The sequence below is a fragment of the Bradyrhizobium tropiciagri genome (genome assembly GCF_018130505.1).
GTDB classification, from domain to species: domain Bacteria; phylum Pseudomonadota; class Alphaproteobacteria; order Rhizobiales; family Xanthobacteraceae; genus Bradyrhizobium; species Bradyrhizobium tropiciagri_B.
Window position 1 is genome coordinate 106,517 of record NZ_JAFCKH010000011.1, and the last position, 23,320, is coordinate 129,836.

General features: G+C 64.5%; 21 protein-coding genes. 10 read left to right on the forward strand and 11 right to left on the reverse strand.

All coding sequences use genetic code 11. From position 1 onward, the window contains the following. The first annotated feature begins 215 nt into the window (after positions 1–215). The 4 genes from JQ633_RS26555 (at position 216) to JQ633_RS26570 (ending at position 4,832) form a co-directional block, all read left to right on the forward strand. The gene (locus tag JQ633_RS26555) at positions 216–2,042 is read left to right on the forward strand and encodes a hypothetical protein (protein WP_211988056.1); all 1,827 of its coding nucleotides are present in this window, start codon (positions 216–218) and stop codon (positions 2,040–2,042) included. A gap of 82 nt (positions 2,043–2,124) precedes the next feature. Further along, a complete protein-coding gene (locus JQ633_RS26560) occupies positions 2,125–3,555 on the forward strand; it encodes a YCF48-related protein (protein ID WP_283812830.1) in 1,431 nt (476 codons plus the stop codon). 82 nt (positions 3,556–3,637) lie between these two features. Next, entirely contained in the window at positions 3,638–3,895 is a 258-nt protein-coding gene (locus JQ633_RS26565) for a hypothetical protein (protein WP_211988058.1), read from the forward strand. Positions 3,896–3,902: 7 nt separating this feature from the next. Next, a complete protein-coding gene (locus JQ633_RS26570) occupies positions 3,903–4,832 on the forward strand; it encodes a hypothetical protein (RefSeq protein ID WP_211988059.1) in 930 nt (309 codons plus the stop codon). Between the two features lie 58 nt (positions 4,833–4,890). Here the strand turns inward: JQ633_RS26570 and JQ633_RS26575 are convergent, their stop codons facing one another. After that, positions 4,891–6,561, reverse strand: a complete 1,671-nt coding sequence (locus tag JQ633_RS26575; RefSeq protein ID WP_211988060.1) for an L-lactate permease — start codon at positions 6,559–6,561, stop codon at positions 4,891–4,893. A 307-nt stretch (positions 6,562–6,868) separates the two neighbouring features. Here JQ633_RS26575 and JQ633_RS26580 point away from each other — a divergent pair, with 307 nt between their 5' ends. Then, the gene (locus JQ633_RS26580) at positions 6,869–8,614 is read left to right on the forward strand and encodes an ABC transporter ATP-binding protein/permease (RefSeq protein WP_211988061.1); all 1,746 of its coding nucleotides are present in this window, start codon (positions 6,869–6,871) and stop codon (positions 8,612–8,614) included. A gap of 151 nt (positions 8,615–8,765) precedes the next feature. On the opposite strand, the gene JQ633_RS26585 is transcribed toward JQ633_RS26580, so the two are convergent. The 5 genes from JQ633_RS26585 to JQ633_RS26605 form a co-directional block, all read right to left on the reverse strand. Further along, the gene (locus JQ633_RS26585) at positions 8,766–9,752 is read right to left on the reverse strand and encodes a TorF family putative porin (protein ID WP_211988062.1); all 987 of its coding nucleotides are present in this window, start codon (positions 9,750–9,752) and stop codon (positions 8,766–8,768) included. A gap of 407 nt (positions 9,753–10,159) precedes the next feature. Then, entirely contained in the window at positions 10,160–10,579 is a 420-nt protein-coding gene (locus JQ633_RS26590; protein WP_211988235.1) for a histone, read from the reverse strand. Positions 10,580–10,795: 216 nt separating this feature from the next. Next, on the reverse strand, positions 10,796–12,112 hold the full coding sequence (gene glcF / locus JQ633_RS26595; protein ID WP_211988063.1) for a glycolate oxidase subunit GlcF: 1,317 nt from the start codon (positions 12,110–12,112) through the stop codon (positions 10,796–10,798). Continuing rightward, positions 12,109–13,347 carry an FAD-binding protein gene (locus tag JQ633_RS26600; protein ID WP_211988064.1) on the reverse strand — a complete coding sequence of 413 codons (1,239 nt, stop codon included), beginning with the start codon at positions 13,345–13,347 and terminating at the stop codon, positions 12,109–12,111. The genes glcF and JQ633_RS26600 overlap by 4 nt, the downstream gene beginning before the upstream one ends. 32 nt (positions 13,348–13,379) lie before the next feature. Then, the gene (locus JQ633_RS26605; protein ID WP_211988065.1) at positions 13,380–14,066 is read right to left on the reverse strand and encodes an ArsR/SmtB family transcription factor; all 687 of its coding nucleotides are present in this window, start codon (positions 14,064–14,066) and stop codon (positions 13,380–13,382) included. Between JQ633_RS26605 and JQ633_RS35545 the strand changes: the two genes are divergently transcribed. From JQ633_RS35545 to JQ633_RS26620, 3 genes are all read left to right on the forward strand, one after another. Then, positions 14,031–14,738 carry a putative quinol monooxygenase gene (locus tag JQ633_RS35545; protein ID WP_349631616.1) on the forward strand — a complete coding sequence of 236 codons (708 nt, stop codon included), beginning with the start codon at positions 14,031–14,033 and terminating at the stop codon, positions 14,736–14,738. The two genes, JQ633_RS26605 and JQ633_RS35545, sit on opposite strands and share 36 nt — an antisense overlap. Positions 14,739–14,884: 146 nt before the next feature. Beyond that, complete coding sequence (locus JQ633_RS26615; RefSeq protein WP_211988066.1) at positions 14,885–15,859, forward strand: alpha/beta hydrolase; 975 nt, start codon at positions 14,885–14,887, stop codon at positions 15,857–15,859. Between the two features lie 18 nt (positions 15,860–15,877). Continuing rightward, positions 15,878–16,597 carry an antibiotic biosynthesis monooxygenase family protein gene (locus JQ633_RS26620; protein ID WP_211988067.1) on the forward strand — a complete coding sequence of 240 codons (720 nt, stop codon included), beginning with the start codon at positions 15,878–15,880 and terminating at the stop codon, positions 16,595–16,597. Here the strand turns inward: JQ633_RS26620 and JQ633_RS26625 are convergent. Beyond that, positions 16,594–18,087: an FAD-linked oxidase C-terminal domain-containing protein gene (locus tag JQ633_RS26625; protein WP_211988068.1), complete on the reverse strand. Its 1,494-nt coding sequence runs from the start codon at positions 18,085–18,087 to the stop codon at positions 16,594–16,596. The two genes, JQ633_RS26620 and JQ633_RS26625, sit on opposite strands and share 4 nt — an antisense overlap. 270 nt (positions 18,088–18,357) lie before the next feature. On the opposite strand from JQ633_RS26625, the gene cycA reads away from it, so the two are divergent. Further along, positions 18,358–18,753 (forward strand): cytochrome c-550 CycA, encoded by a 396-nt coding sequence (gene cycA / locus JQ633_RS26630; protein ID WP_028333007.1) that lies wholly within the window; start codon positions 18,358–18,360, stop codon positions 18,751–18,753. Between the two features lie 64 nt (positions 18,754–18,817). Here the strand turns inward: cycA and poxB are convergent, their stop codons facing one another. Together poxB and JQ633_RS26640 are read right to left on the reverse strand one after the other, a co-directional pair. Beyond that, the gene (gene poxB, locus JQ633_RS26635; protein ID WP_211988069.1) at positions 18,818–20,554 is read right to left on the reverse strand and encodes a ubiquinone-dependent pyruvate dehydrogenase; all 1,737 of its coding nucleotides are present in this window, start codon (positions 20,552–20,554) and stop codon (positions 18,818–18,820) included. A 112-nt stretch (positions 20,555–20,666) separates the two neighbouring features. After that, entirely contained in the window at positions 20,667–21,626 is a 960-nt protein-coding gene (locus tag JQ633_RS26640; RefSeq protein ID WP_211988070.1) for an alpha/beta fold hydrolase, read from the reverse strand. 386 nt (positions 21,627–22,012) lie between these two features. On the opposite strand from JQ633_RS26640, the gene JQ633_RS26645 reads away from it, so the two are divergent. Next, positions 22,013–22,189: a hypothetical protein gene (locus tag JQ633_RS26645; RefSeq protein ID WP_211988071.1), complete on the forward strand. Its 177-nt coding sequence runs from the start codon at positions 22,013–22,015 to the stop codon at positions 22,187–22,189. Between the two features lie 104 nt (positions 22,190–22,293). On the opposite strand, the gene JQ633_RS26650 is transcribed toward JQ633_RS26645, so the two are convergent. Both JQ633_RS26650 and JQ633_RS26655 read right to left on the reverse strand, forming a co-directional pair. Further along, positions 22,294–22,557, reverse strand: a complete 264-nt coding sequence (locus tag JQ633_RS26650) for a hypothetical protein (RefSeq protein ID WP_211988072.1) — start codon at positions 22,555–22,557, stop codon at positions 22,294–22,296. 102 nt (positions 22,558–22,659) lie between these two features. After that, positions 22,660–23,316: a tetratricopeptide repeat protein gene (locus tag JQ633_RS26655; protein WP_211988073.1), complete on the reverse strand. Its 657-nt coding sequence runs from the start codon at positions 23,314–23,316 to the stop codon at positions 22,660–22,662. Positions 23,317–23,320 lie beyond the last annotated feature (4 nt).

Sequence of the window (23,320 nt, forward strand, 5' to 3'; positions counted from 1 at the left end):
GCTCTCCGCTGACACGCTCCGACGGCCGTCCTTGTATTTGACGAGACCGCGGTTGGCCAGATTGGCCGCGTGACAAAATCTTCACAATCCAAGATCCGAATCCAGGCGCCTGCGCCGCAAGGGTGACGGCCAAGCATTGCTCCTGCCGATGGGCGGGCGACCATCCGACAACACGCCCAAAGGTTGTAAATCGTTGTTGCACGTCGCGCGCTGCTGTGATCAACTTCAAGTTGATCTCCGCCCTTCATTTCGATTGCCAGGAGGAAGCGTTGAGTATCGATAATCACATTGGATCACGACACCGCGCTTGTTCTCTCTTGGCGGCGTTTACGCTTGCGTTCCTGAGTCAGAGCGCGAATGCCGGGACTACGCTGCCGCCCAACGTGATGTCGACCTGCGTCTTCACGCCGGCGGAGTTCAACGGCATATTCGAGTCCGGATCCGTCTCGAAGAACGGCGGCGTTCAGCCCGCAAACAGCTTCGCGTTCACGCCGAACTCGTTGTGCTCGTTCTACAAGTGGTCGGCGCAGATGTTTCTCTGGCTGACCTCGCCGGCTCCGTCGCGCGCCGGCGGCGGCGCCCACGTGTTCGAATCCCCGCTCTTCTTTGCGGTATCTCCGCTCGATTCGAGCGGACAACGTGACCTGATTCCTGCCGCGCCCGGCCGGTCCCTGCCGTTCCTGCCGCTCATCAGTCAGCGCGGAAACAAGGGTCAGGAGGTCGTGTTCGACAGCAAGGGAAAAATCCACGACGTCGTTCGCGCGGCGGTCGGGCCGAACGGGAAATTGCTGGCGCGCGACAGAGCGGGCCAGTCGGTCGAGATCGACAACGTTCAGGCGGCGCCCGACGGCAAGCCAATCCTGCTCGACCGGGCGAACCGGCGGGTCGACTTCCAGGCGACGCGTGGTGGCGCACCGACGCTGTTCAGCGACACCGGTGCACCGCTTGCCCTGCGGGCGGACACCGTACTGGTGAACGGGCGTCCACAACTGGTGACGACGTCGGGCGCGGTGGTCCAGACCGAAGAGGGGCAGGCGGGCGGCGGCGCGCTGATGGCGCAGAACGGATCACTCGTCTTCTACCTGCTGCAGGTCAATGACGTATGGGCCTACTTCAACACCGGGATGAAGAACAACAAGATCACCAATCCGACGCCGACCACCTTCCCGACCTTGGGCAGCGGTCTCGGCCAGATCACCACCGTCGCGCAACAGGCGCCCGCGCCATTCACCAAATCCGCATTTCCGGACAATGTCGCAATGGCCGTCGAGGTGAAGTCGTCATGGATAGAGACGACCGGCCTCGCCAACCCTGATGACTACATCACGATCGACGCGACGATCCCGACCTACAATCCACCTTTGACGACGCCCAACAACACCCGGTCGGTTCAGGCGGACACGAAACAGACCAAGCTCGCATTGGTCGGCATCCACATCGTCGGCAGCACGCTCGATCATCCTGAAATGCTGTGGGCCACGTTCGAACACGTCAACAACAGCCCCAATCCGCAATACACATTCACCACGACGGCGAACGACATGGGCACCCAACCGGCGGACGGGCCTGGCGGCTGGCTGTTTTCGTCGACCGGCGCAACGGCCGCCAATCCCAACAATCAGCGCATCTCGCCAGAGGGAACAGCTCTCAAGGCAGTGACCGGCCAGACCATCGGCCCAAGCGACGTGGTCCGGATCAACCCTTGGGGAACCGCGTCGTCCAGTGCCCAGTTCACCTCCAACAACACCGACATCGTGTCCCTCAACAAGAATGTCCTCGGCCTGCTGGCCGCCGGCGATGCACGGCAGAACTACCTGCTGGTCGGTGCGACCTGGGTTCTCGGCGGCGGCCCGCCAAGCAAGGGCGTGATAGTCGGCACGCCGCAGATGGCCAACTCGACGATGGAAACGTTTTTCCAGCCGAGCAACTGCTTCGACTGTCATTTCGACGACGGCAACATGCTCGGCACGCCGTCCGGCCCGAGTGGCTTCGACGGCGGCCTGAGCCATATCTGGGCTGCGACACGCCCATTGTTTCCTTGAGGGATTTGTCTGGACACCAATTTCACTCAGCTGGCCTGCGGGCCTCGTCATTTGCGACTTCAAACGGAATTGATCCATGAGCATGGCAAACGAATGGAAGTGGGTGGCGACGAACTCGCCGACGGCAATCTCCCGGACCGACGACATCTGGTTCTTCGACGACAGGATCGGCTGGCTGGTGAACAGCAATGGTCAGGTCAGTCAGACACTCGACGGTGGCGAGACCTGGACGACGAAGAAATTCATCGATCCAAATTCCAAGGGATTCCCCTATCTGCGTTGCATGGGATGGGCCAACGAGAAGATCGGGTGGGTCGGGGCGGTCACGGTTTTCGACTCGGGCAACAAGGACTATCTGCAGGTGCTGCTGCACAAGACCACCGATGGCGGCGCAAGCTGGAACAACATCCCGAACATGCCCGACACTTCGCCTGCCGGCATTTGCGGCATGTTCGCGGTCAACGACAAGGTGGTTTACGGCGCCGGAACCAATGACCCGGACCTCCCCGGCCCGGGACTGGTCAAGACCACGGATGGCGGCGCGACGTGGACGCATGTCGATTTGAGCCAGCACGCCGACAATCTGATCGACGTCTATTTTTCCGATGAGAACACCGGATGGATCGTCGGCGGGAAAAAGGAATCTTCGTGTCCCGCAATCAAGCCCGGCTATGAGACCCACCCGCAATATTCACAGCTCAAGCCGGTGGTGCTGAAGACCACCGACGGCGGCGTGACCTGGGTCAACAAGGCTGCCGGCGTTGCCGGATTCGATTGCGGCGAGTGGGGATGGAAGATCCAGTTCCTCGACGCCAAGACAGGTTTCGTGTCGCTGGAGAATTTCACCACGGCGGCCATTCTGAAGACAACCGACGGAGGCGAGACCTGGGTGCGGCTGCCAATCGTGGACGCTGCCGGTCAGTCGATCAACATGGATCTCGAAGGCGTCGGCTTCATCGACGGGCAATCCGGCTGGGTTGGCGGATGGGCCGACAATTTCGAAGGTCTGTTCAATAGCCTGACTGTCGACGGCGGAAAATCGTGGACCGCGCAAAACAATGTGCCGGGTGATCCGGCCACCGACCCGCGCATCAAGATCAATCGCTATCGTTTCCTCGGCAGCCCGATCTCGAAGGGGTACTGCAGCGGCGCCCAGGTTTACAAGCGCGCGGCGCCTGGTGCGCCGACGGCCGCCATCGCTGTCGCGAAGCGCGCGGTCCCGCAACCTGCGGGCCTGGCGCTGTCCTACACCACCAATTTCAGCAGCCGTTCCGTCGAAATCACCTATGTGCTCCCGCAAGACGCCGCGAGCGTCTTTGTCGGAATATGGAATCACTTCGCCTTTCACGTGCGAACGCTCGTCGACGGAAAAAGCCAGAAGGCCGGCCGGCACACGGTCACGTGGGACGGCACGGACGACAAGGGAAGGCGTTTGGGCGGCGACCTCTACATCTGCCGGATGTCGGTCGACGGCAAGACGGGAGAGAGCCAGACGGTTCGATTGCCGAAATAGCGCCGATTGACCTGCGGGGCCGCACGGCCCGGAACGACGATAGATATTTCCGCTTCAAGTCTTGGATGACAGGAGGATTCACATGGCGGTGACCTGGCCTACGATAAAGGCGTACTTCACGGACATGGACGTCGAACACATGAAGCGCGTGTCGGCGAACTGGCCGAAGGTCATGGATCTGCATGACGAGGCCAACGTGCTTTACTACGCCACGCAAATTCACGCGTCCGTCGCCAGCGGCCGCATGCCGATCGGGGAACCACACTGGTCTCCGCAAATGGTCGCTGACTTCCTGGACTGGTGGCAGAGCCAGGATCCGGCTGCAAAGCCGATCGTGTGATCTGGCCGTGCCGCGTACAGGGCTGCCGGAAGATCGTGGCTACGAGCACGATCGACCGGATCGAAGCAGCTGGTACGCGGAAGGAATTCGACGGGCCGCGCAGGATGGCCGGATCCACTACCGGCTTGGAAACGGCAGCGGTGAGCCACCGATTGCCGACGACTATAGCCATATTCGCGACGACGCCGGCGCGCCGCTCCTGCTGAAATATACCAATACCCGGCCACTGTCGTTGATCGCCAGGTGGATCCTTGATCTGTACCGCGAGAGTGCGGACGTTCGGGTTCTGGAGCTTGGGCCAGGGGCCGGCATTGCATGTGCCGCAGTCAGCCGGCTGTTACCCCTTGCAACGATCGACATCGTCTCCCTGACGCCCCTCAATCCCTATTTGAGATTTCGCTGGGACGATGTGTACGGCCACATCACGGCGCCGATGGCCGACGACCAGTGCCTGTCACGGCTTTACAGTGAGTGCTGCCCTCCCTTCGTCCGCAACCAATACATCGGCAGGTTTCCCCGCGAGATCAGCCTGTGCGGGGAGACCTATCACTTCATCTATGAGAACCATGGCGCCATCTTCCACAATCTGCTTTCGAGCGAGCATCGTGATCCGACGGAAATTGCCAGGGCGTCGATCTGCTCGGCCCTGTCGCTCCTGCGATGCGACGGAACGATGGTGATCATGGCGTCTGATGGCGCACTCCGCATCGAGGATGCACTTGAATCCGCGTCCGCCGGTGCGGACATTATCGTCACCTGCAGGCGGACAACCGCCTACCACAGCTTTCCCTGCATCCTGGCGCGCGAGGGAAGCCCGCTATGGGCGCGGTTCCGCGTGGACGAACACGGCTTGTTGTCGACATCGCAAAGAATATTGCGATTGGATGCGCACGTGCTGGAAGACGTGATCTCGAGGATTTGCCGGCTGCTTCCGTGAATCGCCGGCAGATAACCCCCGCGGCAATGCCGCGGGGGGTTGCTACGCTTCGAGCGAGCTATTTCAGGACCATCTCGGTGAACGGATAGACATAGGCTTGCAGGGTCACGAACAGGCCGACGAGGCACGCCAGCACGATCGAGTGCAGGAACACGTAGCGCAGGATCGTGCCCTCGTGGCCGTACCAGTTGGTCGCCGTCGATGCGACCACGATCGACTGTGCGTCGATCATCTTGCCCATCACGCCGCCCGAGGAGTTCGCCGCCGCCATCAGGATCGGCGACAGGCCGAGCTGCTCGGAGGTGATCTTCTGCAGGTTGCCGAACAGCACGTTCGAGGCCGTGTCCGATCCGGTCAGCGCCACGCCGAGCCAGCCGAGCAGCGTGCCGAAGAACGGATACAGCACGCCGGTCGCCGCGAAGGCGAGGCCGAGCGTGGCGTCGACGCCGGAGAGCCGGGTCAGCGTGCCGATCGCGAGCATCGCCGAGATCGTGATCAGCGAGATCGCGCACAGGCGGATGGTGCGGCCATATTCGGCGATCAGCTTGAGCGGCGAGAAGCCCATCAAGAGACCCGAGATGATCGCTGCGATCAGCATGCCGGTGCCGGTGAACGACAGATAGGTGAAGCCGAACACGGCGCCTTCCGGCGTCGGCTTGGCTGCCACCGGCGGCACCTTCATGATCAGCTTGTCGAGCTCGGGAACCGGATAGTTCCAGACGAAGTTGGCGTTGGCCCAGGCCTTGAAGGCACCGTTGCCCCAGATCAGCATCAGGATGCAGACGATGATCCACGGCAGCATCGCGCTCCACAATTCGCCCTGCGTCAGCGGCGTCTTGTCGAGCGGCGGGGCTGCGGCCATCGTCGAAGCCGATTCATCGCGGCCGCGCAGCGCCGGCGACAGCCAGAGCTGGCGCGGCTGCCAGACCTTGAGGAACAGGATCAGCGCGCCCATCGAGATCAGCGAGGCGCCGATGTCGACGATCCAGGGGTTGATGTAGTTCGAGATCACGAATTGCGGGATTGCAAACGACACCGCGGTGACCAGGATCGCCGGCCAGACCTCCTTCATGCCGCGCCAGCCCGCGAACGCCCACACCACCCAGAACGGTACGATCATCGAGAACACCGGCAGCTGCCGGCCGACCATCGCGCCGAGGATGTAGGGATCGAGGCCGGTCACCGAGGCGAGGCCCTGGATCGGCGTGCCGAGCGCGCCATAGGCGACGGGCGCGGTGTTGGCGATCAGCGACAGGCCCGAGGCCGCCAGCGGCGAGAAGCCGAGGCCGATCAGCACCGCACCGGTGATCGCAACCGGGGTGCCGAAGCCCGAGGCGCCCTCGAAGAACGCGCCGAACGAGAACGCGATCAGGAGCAACTGGAGCCGGCGGTCTTCGGTGACGCCGCCGACCGCGCGCTTCAGCAGCTCGAACTTCCCGCACCTCACCGTGACCTGGTAGAGGAAAATGACGTTGAGCACGATCCAGCCGATCGGGAAGAAGCCGGTCACGATGCCGAGGATCGATGCGCGGATCGACATGTTGGCCGGCATCGTGAAGACGAAGATCGTGATCAGGTTGGTCACGATCACGGCGATGATGGCGGCGATATGCGCCTTCACCTTGCCGCTGGCGATCAGCACCAGCAGCGTGACCACGGGAATGGCGGCTGCGACCGTCGATAGCGCGGCATTACCCAGCGGGTTGTAGATTTGATTCCAGGTGTTCATCTTGGGATCCCCCCATTTTTATGCAGTGCCCGGCCTGTGCTGCAGGCAGGAGCGACTGGTGCGATCGCGGGAGTTCGTCGTGTATGCTTGAGCCCGGCTCGCTAGATGGACGATCGTTAAGGATCGCTCACATCCTCGCGAAATTTCGAAGGTCCCCCGCCCCTCGCCGTTGTCGACATGCTAGAGTTGACTACAACACCGGGACAAGCCAACGCTTGCATGCCAGTTCTACGACTTTAGTCGTATGATAGTTCGATTATCCCGATTCTTCAGGCCTTTGCGGCCTCTTCCCCGGAGACGATAATCTGTGAACAACATTCGCTCGACGCTCGCGATCGTGTGGCGCATCGCCTCCCCCTATTTCAGATCCGAGGACAAATGGGCCGGCCGCGGCCTGCTTGGCGCGGTGATCTCGATCGAGCTTTTGCTGGTCGCAAACGACGTGCTGGTCAACCAGTGGCGCAACCGCTGGTACACTTCGCTGCAGAACAAGGACTGGGACACATTCAAGTACGAGACGATGGTGTTCTGCGGGCTGGCGACGGTTTCGGTCGTGCTCGGCGTCTACCAGCTCTATCTCAACCAGTGGCTCCAGATCCGCTGGCGTAACTGGCTGACCAACAAATATCTCGGCGAGTGGATCCACGGCGCCAACCACTATCGTATGCAACTCGCCGGCGACGCCGCCGACAACCCCGACCAGCGCATCACCGACGACGTCAAGCAGTTCGTCAGCCAGACGCTGGCGATCGGCGTCGGGCTATTGAGCTCGATCGTGACGCTCGTCTCCTTCGTGGTGATCCTGTGGGGCCTTTCGGCGGTGCTGCCGCTGCTGCTGTTCGGCAGCGACGTGTCGTTTCCGGGCTATCTGGTCTGGGCCGCGCTGGTCTACGCCATCTTCGGCACCATGCTGACGCAGTGGATCGGTTCGCCGCTGGTCAACCTCGATTTCCATCAGCAGCGGCTCGAAGCGGACTTCCGCTTCAACCTGGTGCGGGTGCGCGAGAACTCCGAGCAGATCGCGCTGCTCAGGGGCGAAGTCGCGGAGCGCGGACGGCTGTCCGAGCGCTTCACCCGCGTGGTCGGCAACTGGTACGGCATCATGAGCCGAACCAAGCGGCTGACCGCGTTCACGCAGAGCTATGCCCAGGCGTCGGTGATCTTTCCCTTCGTGCTGGCGGGGCCGGCCTATTTCGTCAGCAAGACGGTGCAGCTCGGCTCCCTGATCCAGATCGCCGAGGCATTCGGCAAGGTGCAGGACGCGCTGTCCTTCTTCGTCACCGCCTATCGCACCATGGCCGAGTGGCGCGCGACCGTTGCCCGTCTCGACGGCTTCGAGCAGTCGATCGCCAGCGCCGAAAAGCTGGCTGACGACCCTGCCTCGATCCACGGCAAGCCCGCATCAAGCGGCGAGATCGCGCTGCCGGAGCTGCTGGTCAAGCTGCCGAACGGCGCACCGCTGGTCTCGGCCAGCCATTTCAGCTTCCGTCCCGGCGAACGCGCGCTGGTCACCGGCCCGTCCGGCGCCGGCAAGTCGACGCTGTTCCGCGCCGTCGCCGGCATCTGGCCCTACGGCAGCGGCGCGATCGAGATCCCGCGCGACGCGACGCTGATGATGCTGCCGCAGCGTCCATATCTGCCGATCGGATCGCTGCATGACGCGGTGGTCTATCCCGGCGAAGCCGCGAAGTTCGATGCCGGGCAGGTCCGCGACACGCTGACCGCGGTCGGCCTGCCGCAGCTCGCCACACGGCTCGACGAGGAGGCGCACTGGAACCGGATGCTGTCGCTCGGCGAACAGCAGCGCCTCGGCATCGCCCGCGCGCTGCTGCACAGGCCGCAGTTCCTGTTCCTCGACGAGGCCACCGCCTCGCTCGACGAGCCGTCGGAGGCCGCACTCTACCGGCTGGTCGACGACAAGCTGCCCGATGCGACCGTGGTCTCGATCGGCCACCGCTCGACCCTCGAAGCCTTCCACCAGCGCAACATCACGCTGGTTCGCGAGGGCGACCACTTCACCCTGCACGACGCCGCCAAGGTCGCCGCGTCGTAGGTGGCTCGAAGGCGTTGGGCTCCCTCTCCCGCAAGCGGGAGAGGTGCAGCCCATCTGCCGCGCTAATGCCGTTCGCAGGCCGCGCGATCGCCCAAGCAAAAGGGGCGGCAGATTGCTCTGCCGCCCCCTTCGGTTCTCCGTCAGGAGAGATTTACTTCAGGTTGGACGCCGCCGTCAGGTCGACCGAGAGCTTGGCGATGCCGGCCGCGCCGCACCAGTTGGAGCCCGTGCCGCCCGGATTGATCGGGGTGACGTTGGTGGTTCCGCCGGCGGTGTAATCGCTGGTGAAGGCGCTGCAGTCACCCTTCGACATATCCGTGTCGGAGTAGCGCAGATCGAGCGTGAACACCTTGTAGGTGAAGCCGATGCCGATGTTCCAGGTGTTGTAGTCGGCATACTTGATGCCGTTCGGGAACGCCGGGACGCCGTAGAAGCTGTCCGAAGTGCCGAGCCACTGCCGGCCGAATTCACCCGACACATACATGCCGACGCCGTTGGCGAAAGCCGGCGCGGTGTACTTGCCGATGATCGAGGTGTAGTTGCCCCAGGCGCCGGTGTTGAGGAAGTTCGGCGAGTAGTACTCGTTCAGGGTGAACGCCCAGTTGTCGTTGATGGTGTAGGTCACCTTGCCGTAGACTTCGAAGAAGCTGACGTCCCGCTTCATGACGTTGAAGTTGGTCAGGGTGTTGGCCTGGCACTCCGGGCTCAGCGGGTTGCCGGCAGTATCGGTCACGGCACCTCCGCCGTAGTAGCAGGTGCCGCCCGGATACAGGTAGCCCCAGACACCGATGTCGAAAGCGAACTGGCCAAAGGTCGGGCGGATACCGCCGTAGACGTCGATTTCAGCCGCGGCGCGGTTGGCGAACGAGATGCTCTCGCCGGCGACGCCGACATAGAGCTGCAGGTCCTTGTTGACGTTGTAGCGCGGCTCGAAATAGGCGCTGACCGACGGATTGTGGTTGGACTGGGTGACGCCGCGGAAGATGTAGTCGCTCATGATGCCGGCGCCGAAGGCGACGTCCCATGGATCGAACGGAGCCGGCGGCGGCGCCTTGACGGCCTTCACCGCCATGTCAGCTGCCATTGCCGAGCTCGAGATCATTGCTAGCGCCGTTGCTAACAAAGCCAGTTTCTTCATGACGATCCCCATCTGGTGTCCAAACAGCCCCGCTTCGAAGGCCCCCCAGGGCGCGCGATAACGGACTGCAACTAAATCGCGTGTGGCCAATCTGAAACGTGGTCACATTCCGGAGAAGCCAAAAAGACAAGCATGTGCTGACTTTTTAGGCGTTCCAGCCACATTGCCGCACGTTGATCGGCGAGTGTTGCGCCGGCACAACAATTTCAGGCCTCCCGTTGCGGTTGAACGAGGCCGGCATCGACCTGAACTGTGGCCTTTCGGGCGGCCACTCCGCGAGTCGGCCCCCGCAAGGAATCACCGGCCGGCAGATACGGAAAAGGCCGCAGCGGCATCCGCTGCGGCCTTCACGGTTAATACGATTGCAACCCGGCGCGCCGCTCAAAGCGCTCCGGTTGTGGGAAGAGCTAGTGCTGCTCGCCGCCGTCGGCGGTGCCGGCGACCCAGCCCGGGGCCGGTTCGTGGCTCGGCGTGGCCCAGCTCGGAGCCGGCTGCGGCTCGGGCTCGGGTGCCGGCGGGGGCGGAGCGACCTGCTTCGGCGCGGCAGCCTTCTTCGGTGCGCTCTTCCTGGCGGCCTTGGGTGCAGCGGCCTTCTTCGCGGCGGCCTTCTTTGCAGCCTTCTTGGGAGCAGCCTTCTTGGCGGCTTTCTTCGCCGACTTCTTGGCAGCCTTCTTTGCGGATTTCTTTGCCGACTTCTTGGCGGACTTCTTCGCAGCCTTCTTGGCCGACTTCTTCGCCGACTTCTTCGCCGACTTCTTCTTGGCTGCTACTGCCTTCTTGGCCTTTTTGGCCTTTTTGCTTTTCTTCGCCTTCTTCGACTTCGCCATCATAGTCCTCCTGTTGCCGCTGATGTGACGTCGCCGGGCGGATTGAAGTGATCGCTTGCCGGACAGCGAACGCGCCTCGCAAGAAGCGTCACCCGCTTCGCTTGCCGCGCATGATCCCCTGCGCAAACGCTTGCTGTCTGTCGCGGGGGAGCGCCGGTTCCTGGCGTTGCGCCAGTGCAAGTCTCCAGGTCCGGATCATGCTCGAGTGGCAGTCGATCAATTCAATCCTGGCCGGGGACCTCCTGTCGCCCAATCGAGAAGCTCAATCGTGTGCACCACAGGAACTGACGTACCGCCGGCTATCTGAACCATGCAGCCGATATTGCCCGCAGCGATCATGTCCGGTTTGACAAGCGCAATATTGGCGACCTTGCGATCGCGCAATCTGCTCGCAATGTCGGGCTGGAGAATGTTGTAGGTGCCCGCCGAACCGCAACACAAATGGCTCTCAGGCACATCTTTCACCACGAATCCATTCTTGGAAAGCAATTCTTTCGGAAGTTGACTGATTTTCTGTCCGTGCTGCAGCGAACAAGCCGAGTGATAGGCGACGGTGACATCATCGCTGAGCGTCGAAGGCGCAAGCTCGAGGTTGCTGAGATACTCGGTGATATCCTTTGCCAGCGCGGAGATTCGCTTGGCCGGCTCAGCGAACGCAGTGTCCTCGCGCAAGAGATAGCCGTAGTCCTTGACCACCGTGCCGCAGCCCGAGGTCGTCACCAGGATGGCGTCCAGCCCGCCGCGGTCCGCTTCGCTTTGCCACACCGTGATGTTGGCGCGCGCACGCGCGAGCGCGTCGCCGTCCTGCCCCATGTGATGGGTCAGCGCGCCGCAGCATTGCTCGTCCTTGACCAGCACGACCTCGATGCCGTGGCGCGTCAGCACATTGATCGCGGCCTGGTTGATGCGCGGCGCCAGCACCTGCTGGGCGCAGCCCTGCAGCAGCGCGACCCGGCCGCGCCGCCGGCCGAGCGGAGCGAACACGGTTCCCGGCGCCGGACCCGGCCGCGGCAGGCCGCGCGGCGCCAGCGCCAGCATCGCCTTGATCCGCCGCAGCAGCCCGGGGCTTGCCGCACCGACCGAGGGGGTCGGCAGCAGCGCCGCGAACGGACGGGCCAGCCCGGCCATGATCATGCTGATCCGGAACAGGCCCGGCCGCGGCAGCACGTAGGCGAGCACCGAGCGCAACAGCCGCTCGCTCAGAGGGCGAGTGTAGTCCCGCTCGATACGGACCCGGGCCTGGTCGACGAGGTGCATGTAGTTCACACCCGACGGACAGGTGGTCATGCAGGCGAGGCACGACAGGCAGCGGTCGATATGCTTGACCACGTCAGGTGTCGGCGGCTTGTCCTTCTCCAGCATCTCCTTGATCAGGTAGATGCGGCCGCGCGGGCTATCGAGTTCGTCGCCGAGCAGGACGTAGGTCGGGCAGGTCGCGGTGCAGAAGCCGCAATGCACGCAGGCGCGCAGGATCTTGTCGGCTTCCTTGATGTCCGGATCGGCGAGTTGCGTCAGGGAGAATTCGGTCTTCATGCGGCCCCGCCTCGCTTCATCCGGCCGCGGTTGAGGATCGACTTCGGGTCGAAGCTCGCCCGCACGCGCTCGCCGAGCGCGGCGAGCCCTGCCGGCTGCGGCTGAAACACGTCGACATTGCGCCGCACCTCGTCGCTGGCGCGGAGCAGCGTGGCGTGGCCGCCGATCGCCTCGACCTGCTTGCGAACCAGCGCGGCCTGCGCGTCGGCGCCGGGCGGCACCGCGGCCCAGATCAGTCCGCCGCCCCAATCGTAGATCACCTCGCCGCCGGTCTCGCGCGCCAGCGCCTGGCCGAGCGTCCCGCCCACGGCCGGCGGGCAGACGATGCGCCACACCGGCGATGCGCCAAGCGTGCCGTTCGCGGCGAACGGCCTGACGTCGCGCAGCGCGCTCCAGACCGCTGCCGAGGCGGCGTCGGCGAGGCTGTCGACCGTCCCGTATGAGGACAGCGCCTGGCTCAGCGAGCCGGCGCGGTGCGCCACCGAGGCCGCGATGCCCTCGAGCCGCACCAGCGTCACCCCCTGCCCGGCGCCTGCGAGGGAGCCGAACGCCTCCGCCCCGGACCGCAGCGCGGCGGCGGGCAGATGCGCGGCGCCCGAGACGTCGAAGGGCGAGCCGAGCGCCGCCGTCATCGCCTTGTTGGCGGTGACCTCGTCAAGCGCGTGCAGGACCAGCGTCCGCTCGCTCTCCGGCTTCGGCATCACCTTGATGGTCACCTCGGTCATGACCGCGAGCGTGCCCCAGGACCCGGTGAGCAGCTTGCAGAGGTCGTAGCCGGTGACGTTCTTCACCACCCGCCCGCCGGTCTTGAAACTGTCGCCGAACCCGGACACCGCGTGCGCCCCGAGCAGGTGATCACGGGCGCCGCCGGCCCTGATGCGGCGGGGACCAGCGAGGCCGGCGCCGATCATGCCGCCGATGGTGCCGGCCGCCGCAGCGCCGAGCAGCACCGCGCTATCCATCGGCTCGAAGGCGAATTGCTGGTTCTTGGCGTCGATCAGCGACTGCACGTCGGCGAGCGGCGCGCCGGCCTCGACCGTGATGATCAGTTCGTTCGGCTCGTAGGACGTGACGGCATTCAGCGCCGAGACGTCGAGCACCGCATTGGTCGCCATCGGATGGCCGATGGCGCGCTTTGTGCCATGGCCGATGATCTCGAGCGGCTGCTCGCCGGCGATCGCCGCGCGCACCACTTCCTCGACGTCTTTGGCGTCTCTGACCTTGAGCGTATCCACACGCTAGCCGGTACCCAAATTCGGCTCCGAAATCAAATGCGCGCGCGGAAATGACTCCTGAACGCCGCAAGCCCGGCCTCGGTGATCTCGACCGAGCGGCCGCGTGGCCGGCGCCGGATCCAGTCCTGCCGGAACGCCAGGTCGGCAAGTGCGGCCCCGACCCGTCCGGCGAGATGCGGACGCCGTTCGCTCCAGTCGAGACACGGGCGGCAGAACGGCCGCCGGCTGCCGGCCGGCACAATGAGATCGGCGCCGAGGCCGGTCAGGAAGCCAATGCCGCCCGCGGTCATCTCGCCGCCATCCGCATCGAGCACCAGATGGCCCTGTTCCCGCATCGCGTCCGCCAAGGCGACGCCGAGCTCACCGGCGAGGTGGTCGTAGCAGGTTCGCGCATGGCGCATCTCGGCGTCGATCCGCGAGGCCGGGCGAAAGCGCGGCGCCGCGGCGGCGGCGACCGTCATCAGGCCCTCCAGCATCTGTGCGACCAGCGGCGATGCCAGGCGGTACAGCCGCCGCGGCCCGCGCTTCTCGACGATCAGCAGCTCGCGCCCGACCAGCTTGGCAAGGTGCGAACTGGTCGTCTGCGGGGTGACGCCGGCGATTTCGGCGAGCTCGCCGGCAGAGAGCCTGCGGCCGTCCATCAGCGCCGAGAGGATGTTGGCCCGGCCGGGATCGGCAACGAGGTGGGCCACTTCGGCGAGTTGCGGGGCGATGGTCATGGTTGTTCTCCCGTCAATTCGGAACGTAACCCGCCCGGTGCCGAAACGTTGCACGACGCTCCGTCACGACGTTTCGATGCCAATCGAACTGTTCACGACATCGACAATTCGATCATCGCCGAACTGAAGCCGCGGAGCGATCGACTATCTCCCGCGTTGCGGTTCGGTGCCGCGAGACAGCTGGAGAAGATCATGAAGCGTTCGGAAGTCGCGACCACGATGTCTACCCGACGATCGGCCATCGGCACATTCGCTGCGATCATGGCGATCGCCAACGTCTCGCCTTGGGCCGTCTCGCAATCTCGAGCACAGCAAAGCAACGGAGGAATTGGGATGAAGCACTATGCAATGAGCACGAGAACCATCAGCGATGCCATCAATACCGGAGGCCTTCTGGTTGTGGCGCAGTGGGAAGCCAAGGAAGGCCAGGCCGACAGGATCGCGGAGATCCTCGACGGTTTCCTGCCCGAAGCGCAGAAGGATCCCGGCGCGAAGCTGTTTCTGATCGGCCGCGGCAAGGATAATCCGGCGCAATTCCTGTTCTACGAATTGTTCCGCGATGAGGCCGCGCTGAAGGCGCATCAGGAGAGCGCATATTTCAAGACCTACATCGCGGAGCAGGCACTGCCGCTGCTCGCGAAGCGCGAGCGCGCCCAGTACGTCTTGATCTGACCTCGACCGGGCAGACGTCGGCGCATTTCGATCGCGATCGAAATGATCGCCAGCAACTGAAGCCAGCGAACCGTGTTGTCGGGATGTCCATGCCGACAACACGGGAACCTCCCCACTGAGGACTGAACTGCAAGCAAGGTCAGCGCATGACAGATTATTCCGCCGCAACAAAGCTCGATCCGAACGAACAGCACTTCCGCATTCCAGGGCCGCGGGACGGCCTGTCGCTGTTCCTGCGCTTCCTGACCGGAAGCGTTCAACATGACCGGCCGCGCCGGGCCGTGCTCTACATCCATGGCGCGACCTTTCCATCGGCGCTGTCGATCGCGCATCGCTTCGACGACAGGTCTTGGCGCGATGCCTTGATCGAGGCCGGCTTCGACGTCTGGGGCCTCGACTTCTACGGCTTCGGCCATTCCGACCGTTATCCCGAGATGTCGGGGCCCGCGAAGGACCATCCGCCGCTCTGCATCGCGGAAGACGCCGCGGCGCAAATCGGCACCGCCGTGCGCTTCATCCTCGGCCATCAGAATATCGAGAAGCTCTCGATGGTCTCGCACTCCTGGGGCTCGATGCCGCTGGCGCTTTTCGCCGGGATGCACCCTGCCCTGGTCGACCGGCTGGTGATGTTCGGCCCGATCGCGCAACGCGGACCGCGGCGCTACGAGACCGCGCCGGCCTTCCCGGCCTGGCGCATCGTGACGCCGGAAGATCAATGGAATCGCTTCGTCGAGGACGTGCCGCCGCACGAGCCGCCGGTGTTGTCGCGCGCGCATTTCGAGGAATGGAGCCAGCGCTACCTCGACAGCGATCCGGAAAGCCGCTCGCGCGACCCCTCCGGCGTGAAGACGCCGCTCGGCCCGTTCAGCGAGATCATGCAGGCCTGGCACGGCAAGCTCGCCTACGACCCGGCAGAGGTCCGCAGCCCGGTCGCGATCATCCGGGGCGAATGGGACGGGCTGATGCTCGACGACGATGCGAGGTGGCTGTTCGACGCATTCAGCAATGCGCCCGAGAAGCGCGACATCAAGATCTCGCGCGGCACCCATTTGATGCATCTCGAGACGATGCGCCACGCGCTCTGGCACGAAACCATCAATTTCCTCCGGGGCAACACCTGAACCAAAAAAGGATGAACCATGTTCTCCGTGATCTTCGAAGTTCAACCGAACGACGGCCGCAAGGATGATTATCTGGAGCAGGCCAAGCACCTGAAGCCGATTTTGGAGTCGATCGACGGCTTCATCGACAATGAGCGCTTCGAAAGCCGGCTGCGGCCCGGCTGGGTGCTGTCGCATTCAACCTGGCGCGACGAGAAATCCGTGATCCGCTGGCGGACCGAGGGCGAGCACCATTCGGTGCAGGAGAAGGGCCGCTTCGACATCTTCTCCGACTATCACCTGCGCGTCGGCGACATCACCGCCGACACCGCCCCGCCGAAGCAAGTCCCGGTTCGCGAGCAGCGTTTCGACGAGACCGAAATCGGCCGGGCGAAGGTCGTGACGTTCACCGAGATCACGCCGGCCAAGGGCGCGGCCTTCGCCAACCAGGCCGATCTGCTGGCCGCCCATCTCGGGCTCGACGTCAACGACGGCGCGGTGGCCGATCACGATGTCTGGAGCAGCATCTACAATCCCGGCAAGATGGCGCTGCTGGTGGGATGGACGGATGCAAAAGCCGCCGCCCGTTGGCAGCCGAAGCAGATCGAGGGCATCGAAAGCCTGCGCCATCGCAAGGTCCGCGTCATCCGCGATTACGGCCGTTTCGATCGCCGCGAGGCGCCGCAATACTATCCCGACGTCAAGGGTCGCGAGACCATGCACGCCTGCCCGATCTCCAGGGCCGCAGCTGCCGGCTAGAACCGCGGGATGTCCGGGAACGCCAGCTTGCCCGCGTGCACATGCACGCGGCCGAGCTCGGCGCAGCGGTGCAGCGTCGGGAACACCTTGCCGGGGTTGAGCAGGCCCTGGGCGTCGAAGGCGCATTTCAGGCGCTGCTGCTGGTTGAGGTCGATCTCGGTGAACATCTCCGGCATCAGGTCGCGCTTTTCGATGCCGACGCCGTGCTCGCCGGTGAGCACGCCGCCGAGCTCGACGCAGCAGCGCAGGATGTCGGCGCCGAACGCCTCCGCCTTCTCGATTTCGCCGGGCTTGTTGGCATCGTAGAGGATCAGCGGATGCAGATTGCCGTCGCCGGCGTGGAACACATTGGCGACGCCGAGGCCGTATTTCTCCGACAGCTCGCGGATCCGGGCCAGCGCCTTCGGCAGCGCGCCGCGCGGGATGGTGCCGTCCATGCAGAGATAGTCGGGCGAGATGCGGCCGACGGCGGGGAATGCCGCCTTGCGGCCGGCCCAGAACAAGTTGCGCTCGGCTTCTGAATTGGAGATCTGCAGGGTCACCGAGCCGCAGCCTTTGGCAATGGTCTCGACCCGGTTGATCAATTCGTCGACCTCGATCGACGGGCCGTCGAGCTCGATGATCAGCAGCGCCTCGACGTCGAGCGGATAGCCAGCGTGGACGAAGGCCTCCGCGGCGTGGATCGCCGGCTTGTCCATCATCTCCATGCCGCCCGGGATGATGCCGGCGCCGATGATCCGCGCCACGCATTCGCCCGCCGCCTCGACTTCGGCGAAGCCGACCATCAGCGCCCGCGCCGTCTCCGGCTTCTGCAGGATGCGCACCGTGATCTCGGTGATGACGCCGAGCAGGCCCTCCGAGCCGGTGATGATCCCCATCAGGTCGTAGCCGGCATTCTCCGCCGCCTTGCCGCCGATGCGCAGGATCTCGCCGTTCATCAGCACGATCTCGCAGCCGAGCACGTTGTTGGTGGTCATCCCGTATTTCAGGCAGTGCACGCCGCCCGAATTCTCCGCGACATTGCCGCCGATCGAGCAGGCGATCTGCGACGACGGATCGGGCGCGTAATAGAAGCCGGCATGGGCGACCGCCTGGCTGATCGCGAGGTTGGTGACGCCGGGCTCGGTGACAACAACGCGGTTGTCGAAGTCAATTTCGCGAATCCGCTTGAACTTGCCCAGCCCGAGCAGAACCCCATCTGCCAGCGGCAGCGCGCCGCCCGACAGCGAGGTGCCGGAGCCGCGCGGCACCACCTTGATGCCCTGGCCGTGGCAGTATTTCAGGACCTTTGCCACCTGCTCGGTGGTGTCGGGCAGCACCACGACCATCGGCGGCTGCCGGTAAGCGGTCAGGCCGTCGGATTCATAGGCCAGCATTTCGGCAGCACTGTCGATCACGCCCTCGCCCGGGACGATGGCGCGCAAGGCTGCCACGATTTCGCCGCGGCGATCGAGGACGGCCTGGTCGGCCGCCGGCATCATGATGGACATCGCCTGTTCCCTCGGGGCGTTGTTGGGGCCTGTGCGAGCGTTTCTTTAGGCCTCGCCCCGCCTGCCGATTTGTTACGACAAATCAACCACGTCCGCATCTTGTTTCGATTGGCCGGCCGAAGGTCGGTCTTGCCCGCACCCGGAAGGGCGAGTTCGCTCTGAGACAAGCAGGCCGTCATGAAAGCTGTCAAAGTTTCGTGGCTTGTCCTGCCCAAGCCGGACGTGCCACAAACGATCACTTACCTCCCGGGACGAAACGAAGAGAACCCCATGAACCTAAAGACCTTGAGCGCGCTGGCGGTCGTCACATCGCTGGCTTCCGCATCCTCCGCGCTGGCCCAGGATGCGGCCGCCGGCAAGACCTCGTTCAACAAATGCCTCGCCTGCCACGCGATCGGCGAAGGCGCCAAGAACAAGGTCGGCCCCGAGCTCAACGGCCTCGACGGCCGCCATTCCGGCTCCGCGCCGGACTACAATTATTCGGACGCCAACAAGAACTCCGGCATCACCTGGAACAAGGCGACCTTCCTCGAATACATCAAGGACCCGAAGGCCAAGATCCCCGGCACCAAGATGGCATTCGCCGGCATCAAGAACGAGAACGAGGCCAACAACCTCTGGGCCTACGTCTCGTCCTTCGACAAGGACGGCAAGCAGAAGCAGTAAGCCTTCCGCTTCGGATTAGCGTCCGCCCCAGGGCAGATTGCCGGGGCGGACGTTTCCGTTTCAATCAGCGCGGCAACAGATTGGTCTTGGCAAGATCGATCACCTCGTCGCCGCGGCCGCTCATCACGGCGCGCAGCACCCACAGGCTGAAGCCCTTGACCTGCTCCAGCGTGATGGTCGGCGGCATCGACAATTCCTGCGTCGCGGTCACGACATCGAGCACGGCCGGGCCGTTGTGCGCGAAGACGTCGCGGATCGCACCCTCGAGCTCGCCGGGATCATCCACCCGGATGGCGTGAATGCCCATCGCGCGGGACATCGCCGCGAAATCGGGATTCTTCAGGTCGACGCCGGTCTCGATGAAACCGGCCGCCTTCATCTCCAGCGCGACGAAGCCGAGCACGCTGTTGTTGAAGATCACGACCTTCACCGGCAGCTTCGACTGGGTCAGCGTGATCAGGTCGCCCATCAGCATGGCGAAGCCGCCGTCGCCGGACATCGACACCACCTGCCGGCCGGGTTGCGCCGCCTGTGCGCCGATCGCATGCGCCATCGCATTGGCCATCGAGCCATGCACCCAGGAGCCGATCAGGCGGCGGCGGCCGTTCATCTTGAGGTAACGCGCGGCCCAGACCGTCGGCGTCCCGACGTCGGCGGTGAACACCGCGTCATCGCTGGCCTGCTCGCTGAGCAGCCGCGCCAGATATTGCGGATGGATCGGCTTTTGCCCCGGCTTGCCGCGGGCGAGATCATCGAGCCCGGCGCGCGCATCCTTGTAATGCGCGAGGCTGGCGTCGAGATGCTTGCGCTCGGTCTTGGCCGTCAGCTTCGGCAGCAGCGCGGCGATGGTCTCGCCGACATCGCCGACGATGCCGAGATCGAGCTTGCAGCGGCGGCCGAGATTCTCGGGCCGGATATCGACCTGCGCGATGCTGATGCCGGTCGGGAAGAACTGCTTGTAGGGAAAATCGGTCCCCAGCATCAGCAGCACATCGCAGCCGTGCATGGCGGCGTAGCCGGAGGAGAAGCCGATGAAGCCGGTCATGCCGACATCGTAGGGATTGTCGTACTCGACATATTCCTTGCCGCCGAGCGCATGCACGATCGGGCTCTTGAGGGTCTCGGCGAGCTTCAACAGCCCGGCATGCGCCCCGGCGCAGCCGCGGCCGCAGAACAACGTCACCCGGCGCGCGCTGTTGAGCAGGTCGGCCAGCGCGTTCAACTGGGCTTCGGCCGGACGCACGATCGGCGCCGGCGGCAGCAAACCTGCATTCGGCGCGATGTTGCGTTTCGGCGCCGGCCGCATCGCGACATCGCCGGGCAGCACCAGCACGGCGACGCCGCGCTGGCCGACCGCGGAGCGGATCGCGTTCTCCAGCATGTAGGGCAGCTGCGCCGGATCGGACACCAGCTCGCAGTAATGACTGCATTCGCGAAACAGGTCCTGCGGATGGGTTTCCTGGAAATAGCCGCCGCCGATCTCCGCGGACGGAATCTGCGCCGCGATCGCCAGCACCGGGGTGCGGCTGCGATGCGCGTCGAACAGGCCGTTGATGAGATGCAGATTCCCCGGACCGCAGGAGCCGGCGCAGACCGCGAGTTCGCCGGTAAGTTGGGATTCGGCGGCGGCGGCGAACGCTGCTACCTCCTCGTGCCGAACATGCAGCCACTCGATCGTCCCGCGGCTGCGCAGCGCCTCGGTCAGACCGTTGAGGCTGTCGCCGACGATGCCGTAGATGCGCTTCACGCCGGCCTGGGCGAGTGTTTCAGCGATCAGGTCGGCGATGTTGTCGATCCGCATGGGCTTGTCCTTTCGAAATCCGAAACCGTGCATGCCATGATGTTCGGCGCGATGCAGCCGCGCAAGGCTCGCCGGATCACATTCGTGCGGCGCGCAGCACAGTCGTTGCCTGCTATTGCGCCGTTACGACCTCGCGCGCCATCCGCTCCGCCATCGCCTCGATCTCGGACACAACGAGATCGGTCGCGGCGTACTGCACCATGTGGCCGACGCCGGGCAGTACGGTCAGCCTTGCATTCGCTGCCGTGGCGGCGAGCGGGCGCGAATGGATGCCGGTCGTCACCGTCTTGTCGGCATCGCCTGCGATGATCGAGATCGGCGCCTTGATCTCGGCATAGCGCGGCGCCTGCACGCTCACCGCGGCCCTCAGCGTCACGAGATCGCGCGCATTGGCGATGAACTCGCGCGGGCGCAGCAGCAATAGCGTCTCGCTGTCGGCGACGAAATCTTCGGGCATCGGCTGCGGCGCGAACACGCCGCGCGCGCCCGAGGCAGCGACCAGCCGGCCGAGCGGCAGCGTGATAGTGTGGGCGAGCAGCGGCCCGATCAGCGGCTTCGACACCAGCCGGTTGTAACGGCCGACGCCACCGCGCCACGGATAGGCGACGGGAGCGAGCAGCACGAGGCCGGCGACGCGGTCGGGCTGATCCAGCGCCATGCGCAGGCCGAGCGAACCGGCCCAGGAATGCGCCACCACGATCGCCCGCCCGACGCCGATCCTGGCCAGCGCCTCCATGATCATCCGGCTCTGGATCTCGGGCGTCGAATCCTCGACGCGTTCGCGCGCGCTCCAGCCATGGCCGGGACGGTCGATCAGGATCACGCGCCGCCTCGCCGCGAGCCGCTCGCCGAGCGGCCGCTGCATCGCGCGCAGATTAGAGCTGGCGCCATGCAGCAGCACCACCGGCGGACCTGCCGCATCGCGCGGGCCGAGCTCGACGACGTGCAGCCTCGCGCCCGCAACATCGATCATGCGGCCCTGCGGCGGATACACGCGTTCGATCAGGGCCACGCCGACTTGGGTGGCCAGGGCCAGCCCGGCCACCACAAGCACGACGATCAAAAGAAGCATCAAGACGATCCGGATAATCCTGCGCACCGGACAGTTACGGCCGGCGCATGAACCGGTTTCGATGCTATCCCGCCATGCGACGCCAAGTCCAATTGCGGACCGGGCCGGACCAGTTGCAACCTCACACGAGGCCTGCCGGAGAAGACGATGGCCGGAAGCACCTGATCCCCTCGTTTCGTGCCAGGCCGGAGTTGTCCACAATGCGCCCAGCCTGTGGATAGCGGGTTCATAACAGCGTCATTAGCAAATTCGTAGAGTGCCGGTGCCAATTTCGCCATCAGGCGCGATGCTTCATCAGCACCGGATCGGTTCTTGCTCCTGTCCACGCTATTCACAGGAACCGGGCAACCACACGACGAGTTCAACGGGAATATCGGAGGAGTACCATGATGCCCGACCCTAGCGATGCGGCCATCGATCAGATCGTAGCAAGCTGCAATGGCGACCTGCGCGGGGCCCTGAGGGCGCTGCTCCTCGTCAACGAGCACCTGGAGGCGGAGCTGCAGCAGTTCTACGCAGCACTGGCCCAGGACAGCGCGCCGCGCGGCAAGTTCCTGCACTAGCAAGTTCCTGCACCAAGCGTTATCGCGCTTTGGCTTGCTTGAGCATGACTCTTCCGGAAAACCGCTCAACGCGCTTCCGGGTCATCCGCTAGCGATCGAAAGTCCTAGCGAGTCTCGCCGTCGTCGTCTTCCTTGTCGGCCGGATCGTCCTTCGGACAGGCGCCGATCGTCGAGCGTGCAAGCTTTGCATCCGACATCGACTTGTAGGGTCCGTCGCCAAACCAGATGTCGCCGTAGATCACCGGATTCTGCGTGACGATCGGACAACTGTTCGTGGCGCGATTTCCGACCACCCAATAGAGGCCGTCGGCGAGGCATGCCGTTCCGGTCGCGACCATCATCGCGCCGGCCAGCAGCAATGATTTCATGGCTTTGCTCATGACGGACAGACTATTGCGCGTGAGCTTGCGCCCGCGAGTCACGTTCCCGTTTCCTGCCCAATCACCGAGATCGTGGTTAACCGCGCGCGATCAAATATCGCGGCCTTCGACCTTTTCGGTGAGCGATTTGACGATCTCGGGCACCTTCTCGAGGTAGGGATCGACGGCAAGCGCCTTGCGGAACGCGTCGAGCGCCCGCTTGTCGTCGCCAAGCGACTGCATGATCATGCCGACGCCGGCGAGCGCACCGAAATGGCGGGGCTCACGCACCAGCACCTGCTGCAGGTCCTCGAGCGACCGGCCATAATCGTTCTTGATGTAATAGATCGTCGCCCGCCGGTTCCAGGCCTCGACATAGTCCGGCCTGAGCTTGATCACGGCGTCCAGCAGCTTCAGCGCGACATCCATGTTCTGGGCGTCGATCGCGGCCTTGGCGCGCACCATCAACAGCGCGGCGGTGTCGCTCGGGGTCTGCAGCCACAGCGCCCAGATCCGCGCCTCGACGTGGCGAGCGCTGTCTTCATCCGGGGCTGCCTTCAGCGCGCCGAACAGGAAATCCAGCCCGCGGACGCGGTCGGCCGGAACCTTCGGCAGCTTGCTCGGCGCCTCCGGCAGCTTCTTCTGCGCCCGCGGCGGCGGGATCACGCGGGGATCCCCCTGCGCGGCGGCCGTAACGGGCACGGCGATCAATGCGGCCAGCAGGATCGCCAGCCGGCGGGTGTTGCGCCCAGGAAGTCTCGATCTCATGGAG

What these genes read in the sequence shown, in the direction of transcription:
- JQ633_RS26560 (WP_283812830.1), top strand. Translation starts at nt 2,125, where the DNA reads ATGGCAAACGAATGGAAGTGGGTGGCGACGAACTCGCCGACGGCAATC.
- JQ633_RS26565 (WP_211988058.1), top strand. Translation starts at nt 3,638, where the DNA reads ATGGCGGTGACCTGGCCTACGATAAAGGCGTACTTCACGGACATGGAC.
- JQ633_RS26575 (WP_211988060.1), bottom strand. Translation starts at nt 6,561, where the DNA reads ATGAACACCTGGAATCAAATCTACAACCCGCTGGGTAATGCCGCGCTA.
- JQ633_RS26585 (WP_211988062.1), bottom strand. Translation starts at nt 9,752, where the DNA reads ATGAAGAAACTGGCTTTGTTAGCAACGGCGCTAGCAATGATCTCGAGC.
- JQ633_RS26590 (WP_211988235.1), bottom strand. Translation starts at nt 10,579, where the DNA reads ATGGCGAAGTCGAAGAAGGCGAAGAAAAGCAAAAAGGCCAAAAAGGCC.
- glcF (WP_211988063.1), bottom strand. Translation starts at nt 12,112, where the DNA reads ATGAAGACCGAATTCTCCCTGACGCAACTCGCCGATCCGGACATCAAG.
- JQ633_RS26605 (WP_211988065.1), bottom strand. Translation starts at nt 14,066, where the DNA reads ATGACCATCGCCCCGCAACTCGCCGAAGTGGCCCACCTCGTTGCCGAT.
- JQ633_RS26615 (WP_211988066.1), top strand. Translation starts at nt 14,885, where the DNA reads ATGACAGATTATTCCGCCGCAACAAAGCTCGATCCGAACGAACAGCAC.
- JQ633_RS26620 (WP_211988067.1), top strand. Translation starts at nt 15,878, where the DNA reads ATGTTCTCCGTGATCTTCGAAGTTCAACCGAACGACGGCCGCAAGGAT.
- JQ633_RS26625 (WP_211988068.1), bottom strand. Translation starts at nt 18,087, where the DNA reads ATGTCCATCATGATGCCGGCGGCCGACCAGGCCGTCCTCGATCGCCGC.
- cycA (WP_028333007.1), top strand. Translation starts at nt 18,358, where the DNA reads ATGAACCTAAAGACCTTGAGCGCGCTGGCGGTCGTCACATCGCTGGCT.
- poxB (WP_211988069.1), bottom strand. Translation starts at nt 20,554, where the DNA reads ATGCGGATCGACAACATCGCCGACCTGATCGCTGAAACACTCGCCCAG.
- JQ633_RS26640 (WP_211988070.1), bottom strand. Translation starts at nt 21,626, where the DNA reads ATGCTTCTTTTGATCGTCGTGCTTGTGGTGGCCGGGCTGGCCCTGGCC.
- JQ633_RS26645 (WP_211988071.1), top strand. Translation starts at nt 22,013, where the DNA reads ATGATGCCCGACCCTAGCGATGCGGCCATCGATCAGATCGTAGCAAGC.
- JQ633_RS26650 (WP_211988072.1), bottom strand. Translation starts at nt 22,557, where the DNA reads ATGAAATCATTGCTGCTGGCCGGCGCGATGATGGTCGCGACCGGAACG.
- JQ633_RS26655 (WP_211988073.1), bottom strand. Translation starts at nt 23,316, where the DNA reads ATGAGATCGAGACTTCCTGGGCGCAACACCCGCCGGCTGGCGATCCTG.